The 6,454-nt window shown below is 37.2% G+C and carries 4 protein-coding genes, 14 tRNA genes and 1 rRNA gene; 18 read left to right on the top strand and 1 reads right to left on the bottom strand.

What is annotated here, in order from left to right:
• From rrf to IEV74_RS18895, 18 genes are all read left to right on the top strand, one after another.
• Positions 1 to 100 (top strand): 5S ribosomal RNA (rrf, locus tag IEV74_RS18980); the annotation flags it as partial.
• A gap of 9 nt (positions 101 to 109) precedes the next feature.
• Positions 110 to 184 (top strand) — tRNA-Asn (locus IEV74_RS18975).
• 1 nt (position 185) lies between these two features.
• Positions 186 to 277, top strand: a tRNA-Ser gene (locus IEV74_RS18970).
• Between the two features lie 21 nt (positions 278 to 298).
• Positions 299 to 373, top strand: a tRNA-Glu gene (locus IEV74_RS18965).
• A 7-nt stretch (positions 374 to 380) separates the two neighbouring features.
• Positions 381 to 456, top strand: a tRNA-Val gene (locus tag IEV74_RS18960).
• Positions 457 to 479: 23 nt separating this feature from the next.
• A tRNA-Met gene (locus tag IEV74_RS18955) sits at positions 480 to 556 on the top strand.
• 17 nt (positions 557 to 573) lie between these two features.
• A tRNA-Asp gene (locus IEV74_RS18950) sits at positions 574 to 650 on the top strand.
• A 41-nt stretch (positions 651 to 691) separates the two neighbouring features.
• Positions 692 to 767, top strand: a tRNA-Phe gene (locus IEV74_RS18945).
• Positions 768 to 799: 32 nt separating this feature from the next.
• A tRNA-Tyr gene (locus tag IEV74_RS18940) sits at positions 800 to 884 on the top strand.
• A 21-nt stretch (positions 885 to 905) separates the two neighbouring features.
• A tRNA-Trp gene (locus IEV74_RS18935) sits at positions 906 to 979 on the top strand.
• Positions 980 to 990: 11 nt separating this feature from the next.
• Positions 991 to 1,066: transfer RNA gene (locus tag IEV74_RS18930), tRNA-His, on the top strand.
• Between the two features lie 20 nt (positions 1,067 to 1,086).
• A tRNA-Gln gene (locus tag IEV74_RS18925) sits at positions 1,087 to 1,161 on the top strand.
• A gap of 4 nt (positions 1,162 to 1,165) precedes the next feature.
• A tRNA-Gly gene (locus IEV74_RS18920) sits at positions 1,166 to 1,240 on the top strand.
• Positions 1,241 to 1,256: 16 nt separating this feature from the next.
• A tRNA-Cys gene (locus IEV74_RS18915) sits at positions 1,257 to 1,330 on the top strand.
• Positions 1,331 to 1,336: 6 nt separating this feature from the next.
• A tRNA-Leu gene (locus IEV74_RS18910) sits at positions 1,337 to 1,420 on the top strand.
• A gap of 266 nt (positions 1,421 to 1,686) precedes the next feature.
• Entirely contained in the window at positions 1,687 to 2,793 is a 1,107-nt protein-coding gene (locus IEV74_RS18905) for a type I restriction endonuclease (RefSeq protein WP_188456915.1), read from the top strand.
• Between the two features lie 651 nt (positions 2,794 to 3,444).
• Complete coding sequence (locus IEV74_RS18900; RefSeq protein WP_188456914.1) at positions 3,445 to 4,635, top strand: DUF4317 domain-containing protein; 1,191 nt, start codon at positions 3,445 to 3,447, stop codon at positions 4,633 to 4,635.
• 291 nt (positions 4,636 to 4,926) lie between these two features.
• Entirely contained in the window at positions 4,927 to 5,574 is a 648-nt protein-coding gene (locus IEV74_RS18895) for a hypothetical protein (protein WP_188456913.1), read from the top strand.
• Between the two features lie 262 nt (positions 5,575 to 5,836).
• On the opposite strand, the gene IEV74_RS18890 is transcribed toward IEV74_RS18895, so the two are convergent.
• Entirely contained in the window at positions 5,837 to 6,397 is a 561-nt protein-coding gene (locus tag IEV74_RS18890; RefSeq protein WP_229683258.1) for a TetR/AcrR family transcriptional regulator, read from the bottom strand.
• Positions 6,398 to 6,454: the final 57 nt, after the last annotated feature.

Here is a 6,454-nt window from a genome sequence, read left to right as displayed (position 1 = left end):
AAGAGGTCACACCTGTTCCCATACCGAACACAGCAGTTAAGCTCTTCAGCGCCGATGGTAGTTGGGGCATTGCCCCTGCAAGAGTAGGACGCCGCCAGGCATATTCCATTCCACAGTAGCTCAGTGGTAGAGCTATCGGCTGTTAACCGATCGGTCGTAGGTTCGAATCCTACCTGTGGAGCCATGGAGAGCTGTCCGAGTGGCCGAAGGAGCACGATTGGAAATCGTGTAGGCCGTTACCACGGCCTCGAGGGTTCGAATCCCTCGCTCTCCGCCACTTTTTAAAAATAATATGATTGGCCCGTTGGTCAAGCGGTTAAGACACCGCCCTTTCACGGCGGTAACACGGGTTCGAATCCCGTACGGGTCACCACTTACTTGGAGGATTAGCTCAGCTGGGAGAGCACCTGCCTTACAAGCAGGGGGTCGCAGGTTCGAGCCCTGCATCCTCCACCATTCAAACAAAATATTTTTCATATCGCGGGGTGGAGCAGTCTGGTAGCTCGTTGGGCTCATAACCCAAAGGTCGCAGGTTCAAATCCTGCCCCCGCAACCAAATTATTTTTATAGTTTGGTCCGGTAGTTCAGCTGGTTAGAATGCCTGCCTGTCACGCAGGAGGTCGCGGGTTCGAGTCCCGTCCGGACCGCCACTCTTTGATGTAGTGGATATCAAAAGTTATTAATTCATAATGGCTCTGTAGCTCAGTCGGTAGAGCAAAGGACTGAAAATCCTTGTGTCGGCGGTTCGATTCCGTCCGGAGCCACCATTTTTGAATTTTTTTTATTTCCATATTTATGTGGAGGGGTAGCGAAGTGGCTAAACGCGGCGGACTGTAAATCCGCTCCCTCAGGGTTCGGCAGTTCGAATCTGCCCCCCTCCACCATTTATATTTTTCTGATCAAGTAGGGGTATAGTTTAATGGTAAAACGAAGGTCTCCAAAACCTTTGATGTGGGTTCGATTCCTACTACCCCTGCCATTTTTATTATGGCGGTCGTGGCGAAGTGGTTAACGCACCGGATTGTGGCTCCGGCACTCGTGGGTTCGATCCCCACCGGTCGCCCCATTTTCTATATATAATTATTTTGGGCTATAGCCAAGCGGTAAGGCAGCGGGTTTTGATCCCGTCATTCCCAGGTTCGAATCCTGGTAGCCCAGCCATTTTGCGGAAGTAGTTCAGTGGTAGAACATCACCTTGCCAAGGTGGGGGTCGCGGGTTCGAATCCCGTCTTCCGCTCCATATTACTTTACAAAATGGCGGTATAGCCAAGTGGTAAGGCAGAGGTCTGCAAAACCTTTATCACCGGTTCAAATCCGGTTACCGCCTCCAACACATGCCGGTGTGGCGGAATTGGCAGACGCGCGGGACTCAAAATCCCGTTCCCCTTGGGGAGTGTCGGTTCGACCCCGACCACCGGTATCAACTCTAATCAAACCAAAAGGTTGAATATTATTGAAAGAAAAAGACAGGATGATTAATTTCCTGTCTTTTTTTGCTATATGTAGATTTTATCCATTATACGGTACAATGCTAGTAATATTCTAATGACTTTAGATTAAAAATGAATATTTTTATAATAAATTGAAATATTGATGAATCAAAAATAAAATACAACAATATAATAGTTTGATATAATAAGTGGTAGAATATTCTAAAATTAAATCTATATGAGGAGTGAGTTATTAGTGGAGGAATTTAAGCAGCAAATCAAAAATCTAGGTAGCAGGATTGAAAGAATAAGAGAAAATATTCAAACTGAGGAGGCAACCAAAACATCTTTAATTATGCCTTTAATCCAAGCATTAGGGTACGACATATTTAATCCTGAAGAACTAGTACCTGAATATGTAGCTGATGTAGGTATTAAGAAAGGTGAAAAAATAGACTATGCTATTTTGCAAGAAGAAGAACCAGTTATTTTAATTGAAGCCAAAAGTGTAAATGAGGAATTAAAAAAACATGACTCTCAACTATTTAGATATTTTGGTACTACTAAGGCAAAATTTGCGATCTTAACTAATGGAATTGAGTATAAATTTTTCACTGATTTAGAAGAGGAAAACAAAATGGACCAGAAACCATTCTTTGTGATTAATATGCTGGACCTAAAAGATGCTGATATTTTAGAATTGATAAAGTTTCGTAAAAATGACTTCGATGTAGTAAATGTATTAACAACTGCATCTGAATTGAAATATACTGGGGAAATAAAAAAATATCTAACTGGACAATGGGAAGAACCATCTGAAGATTTTATTAGAGTTGTTCTTAATGACATTTACCAGGGTGTAAAAACAAAAAAAGTTATTGATAATTTTAGAGAACTAGTGAAAAAGTCATTGAATCAATTTGTTAATGAGAAAGTTAATGACAAACTGCAAAAGGCTTTAAATTCATCATCTGACAGCAGCCGGAGTCCAAATATTAATGCAGCTATTGAGATTGAAAAAGAAAATGTTGAACTAAGTGATGAAACAAGATCACCTCAAGATGAAATACATACCACAGAAGAAGAAATAGAAGGTTATGTTCTTGTAAAACTTATTCTTAAAGAGGAAATTGAACCATCTAGAGTATTTTATAGAGATAATAAAAGTTACTTTAATGTATTATTAGACGATAATATCAGAAAATGGATTTGCCGTTTAGGTTTTAACAGTTCAAAAAAGTATATTCAATTAAACGATGTGAACAGAACTAATATTAAGATTGATACAGTAAATGATCTTTTAAATTATAAGGAAGCAATACTTGAGGTTGCTAGACAATTTGATGAAGCTACAATAAAGTGAATAAAAATGCACATTATTTAAGATCTGGGACGGATTAAATTGATATTTAACAGCGCCTCTGCTAAATAATCCATTTTGTGTGTATGAAAATGTATTTGGTCCAATGGATAATGGGGAATGGATCAAATTACTAAATAAATTATTTGATATACTTTGACAGCAGACCTCCAAAAGAACAAATCATAAAAGAAAAAGAAGAAATGTTTTGGGGGAAGGAAGATGAGTAAAACAGGTAAACGTGGAGAAATATGGACTGTTGGTTTAAAAAATTGAAAAAGAAGACCAGTTGTTATTGTAAGTAATGATCATGTAATTATAGAATTAGATCATTTAATAGCGACAGTTACAAGTCAACAACATACAAGAAATGAATTCGATGTTGCAATTGAATACTAGGAAGAAGCGGGCTTGGATAAACCCTCACAAATGTTGTTTCAACAATGTTTGTGAGGTATTTTATTTTACGGGAATAGGATTGGAAAAGGTAAGGTAATCAATCATCTTAAATTAATTTTACGAAAGGATTTTATGATAATAAATTCCTTGAATCTAAGAGATTTAGTGGAATCTTATACTCGCAATCTATGATAAAATAATAGAATGCATATTATAAAACAACATGCTGACAACCAACTCAGGAGTGAAACAAACTTGAATAAAAAAGACATCGCAACTATTCGCAAACAATTTAAATTAAATAATGATTTACTAAAAATCCATGAAATCTTTAATGTGTACATTATGAAAGAATCCAGTGACATCTATCATCAGGAAAGTCTCCCGTTTGAGATGCTGGAAGTGGAACAGAAAGAGTTATTTATGAGCAATTTTAAAAAGGTGCTTTCCGGTCAATTGGACGAGAAATTATTTGAATTAAAATTCCAGCGCGATGTGGAAAATAATAGCCAGTTAATCCTTCATCAATCACTAAATAGCAGTGATACGGAAGAATGGAAAACGTATATGCTTCAGCTTGTAGAAAAAATGCTGAAGGATAAGCAATATGAAATGGATATTGTTGTAACCTTTATTCGCGGAGAATATATGAAACCGATGAAACGCCGTAATGAGGAAACGGAGGAAAGTGAAAGGGATAAGGTTTATTCAAATTCCTTTATTTTGTGCAGTATGAATAAAACGCAGGATCCGAAAAAAGAATTGCTGTTTGATTATGTGGAAAAGGAGTTTAAGTATAATTTTGTGGTTGATCCAATTATCAATTTGAAGGCTCCAATTTCAGGATTTCTTTTTCCATGCTTCACGGACAATGCAGCAGATGTCAATCACGTACTATATTCAGCAGGGAAGGCAAATGAACTCAACTATCATTTCATCGAAGAAGTATTAAATGCTGAAGAAATAATGACAGCTCAGGAGGATAAAATTGTTTTTGAGGAAATTGTGAAAAAAGTAGCGGGAGATCAAATCAATACATCCACACTTTCGAATGTATACGAGGAGATTCATCGAGTTGTAGAAGAGAATGAAGAGGAAGATATTCCTAAACTGGACTACAAAGATGTAGAAAAAGTTTTAAAAAGCAGTGGGGTTAATGAGGTTGATTCGGAAAAAGTAGAAGAGGCATTTAAGACTGTGATTGATGATGAAAAATATGAGTTTAAAGCAAGCAGCATTGTACCAAAATATTCCTCAAAATCAATAAAAATAAAAACAAAAGTAGCGGATATTTCCATTAGTCCACAGGATTTAAGATATGTACGTCAAGTTCAATTAGATGGAAAAATTTGCTTAGTAGTGGAAGTAGAAGAAAACACAGTGATTGAAGGCTTTGAAATGATTCCAGAGGCTTTATTTGAGAAAGCTAAAGAGGCGGAAGAATGATTTGCAAAAATAATCGGAGGCTGGGACTTAACTAAATTGTTTAACCCAAAGCCGAATATTTCACCATACTAGCGTAGTGTATTTCCGTAGCGGTATGTATGAACCAACTATGTTCGGATTTTATTTTGGTAAATACACTTTTGTCCCAGGCTCTTTTATACATTTAAATCTATCTGCCCAGCGATAATTTCAATAAACTTTTTCACAAATCAGGAAATTGGAACTTTAATTGCAGAAAATTCGTATATAATGAAGAGAAAGATAACCCTAGAATGAAAGGAATGTTCCAATATGGCACAAACACTGAAAACTGTTTCCAGGTCTGATGTACGTGGAACGGCAGCGGGTGTACTGTTTATGGCGTTTTTTGGAACTATGTGGGCATATACGGGGATAATCGGGTTACAAGGCTGGGGAGATCCTTGGTTGTTCGTTGCTTCTCTAATAGTTGGAGTTGCTTTGCTTATTGGTGGTTGTTTACTTATATATGCATCGCGTGATTTACCGAATCAAGTTCCACATGGAGATGGGAGGCGTGGGAAGAAAATAGGATTCTGGTTTAACATTGTTTTTGCTGCAGAAGGTTTGGCAATAGTGGTCACGATTGCTGTATGCAACATTATTGGTCACACCGAATTTATCCCTCCTGTAATAGCAATTATTGTCGGTGTTCACTTTTTGCCATTGGCCAATCTTTTTCAGGTTAGGATTTACTATCTTACGGGTGTACTTCTATGTGTGCTTCCCATTATGACAATACTATTTGTTCCCCTGAATTTCACACTGCAGGAACACCAGATAAATGCATATATGTTTGTAGTTGGTTTCGGCTCTGCACTTATCCTGTGGGGAACTAGCCTAGCAATATGGCTGATGGGAAAAAGGTTGATAGGACTTGTATCCAATACATTGACAGACGAAATTATGCACTGGAAGTAATTTAATAATTATGTTTATAAGGGGGCAATTGTAAAAGTGGATATTCAAGACTTCAGCTATAATTAATTGTGATACACACGGACAGACATATACCAGTCACCGGCAGACAGATCCAAGAATTGCTGATTTTGTTTTGAAAACACTAGGTCAAGTTAAAACTGTATTAAATGTGGGGGCTGGTGCAGGTTCTTATGAGCCCAAAGACCAATATGTTTTCAAATTTAAACGAGTTAGTTATAAATATATTTTCGTCTATTCATATTTAAGATGACCTCAATCCGTAAATCCCCTTATTAATTATGTTATTTATTATTTCAGCCATTTCTTTTGGAGATTTATCCATTCCATTGTTCAACCAAACCTTCATTACCTGAATACTGCCGCTTATGATAAACGAACTGAGATACTGAGAAATATCATTATCTAGAGGCTTAACTCCCATTAAGTTTTTCATAATGAAACGATGAGCCACGACCATAACTTTCTGCTGGAAGGAGGAATCACTATTTTCATTAAGAAGTGTTTGGCATTCATCCTTCTTGGAAGCAAAGTATTCAATTAATTTTTCCGTCATTTTTAGTGCGTCATCTTCCTTCTCAAAATTGTATGAGCTCAGGTACATACTCATATCCTCGATTAGTTCCTCTTCAATTTGCTCAAGAAGGTTAAACTGGTCAGAGAAATGTGCATAGAAGGTGGAACGGTTGATATCGGCTAGTTCACAAATTTCTTTGACTGTAACCGCAGAAATTTGCTTTTCCTTCAATAATTTCATAATGCTATCCTTTAAAACCATTCGTGTATATTTTTTTCGTCTGTCCAATTTATCAGAAGTAATAAGAATCCCTCCAAAATTTTTCACATTTCCCAACACAAGAAT

This window comes from Virgibacillus oceani, assembly GCF_014638995.1.
Classification (GTDB): domain Bacteria; phylum Bacillota; class Bacilli; order Bacillales; family Amphibacillaceae; genus Virgibacillus_E; species Virgibacillus_E oceani.
The sequence above is the reverse complement of the archived record's forward strand: the minus strand, read 5'-3'. Positions and strand labels throughout refer to the sequence as shown.

Bases quoted from the DNA above. Each gene is read 5' to 3' on its own strand.
- IEV74_RS18895 (WP_188456913.1), top strand. From the start codon at position 4,927: ATGGCACAAACACTGAAAACTGTTTCCAGGTCTGATGTACGTGGAACG.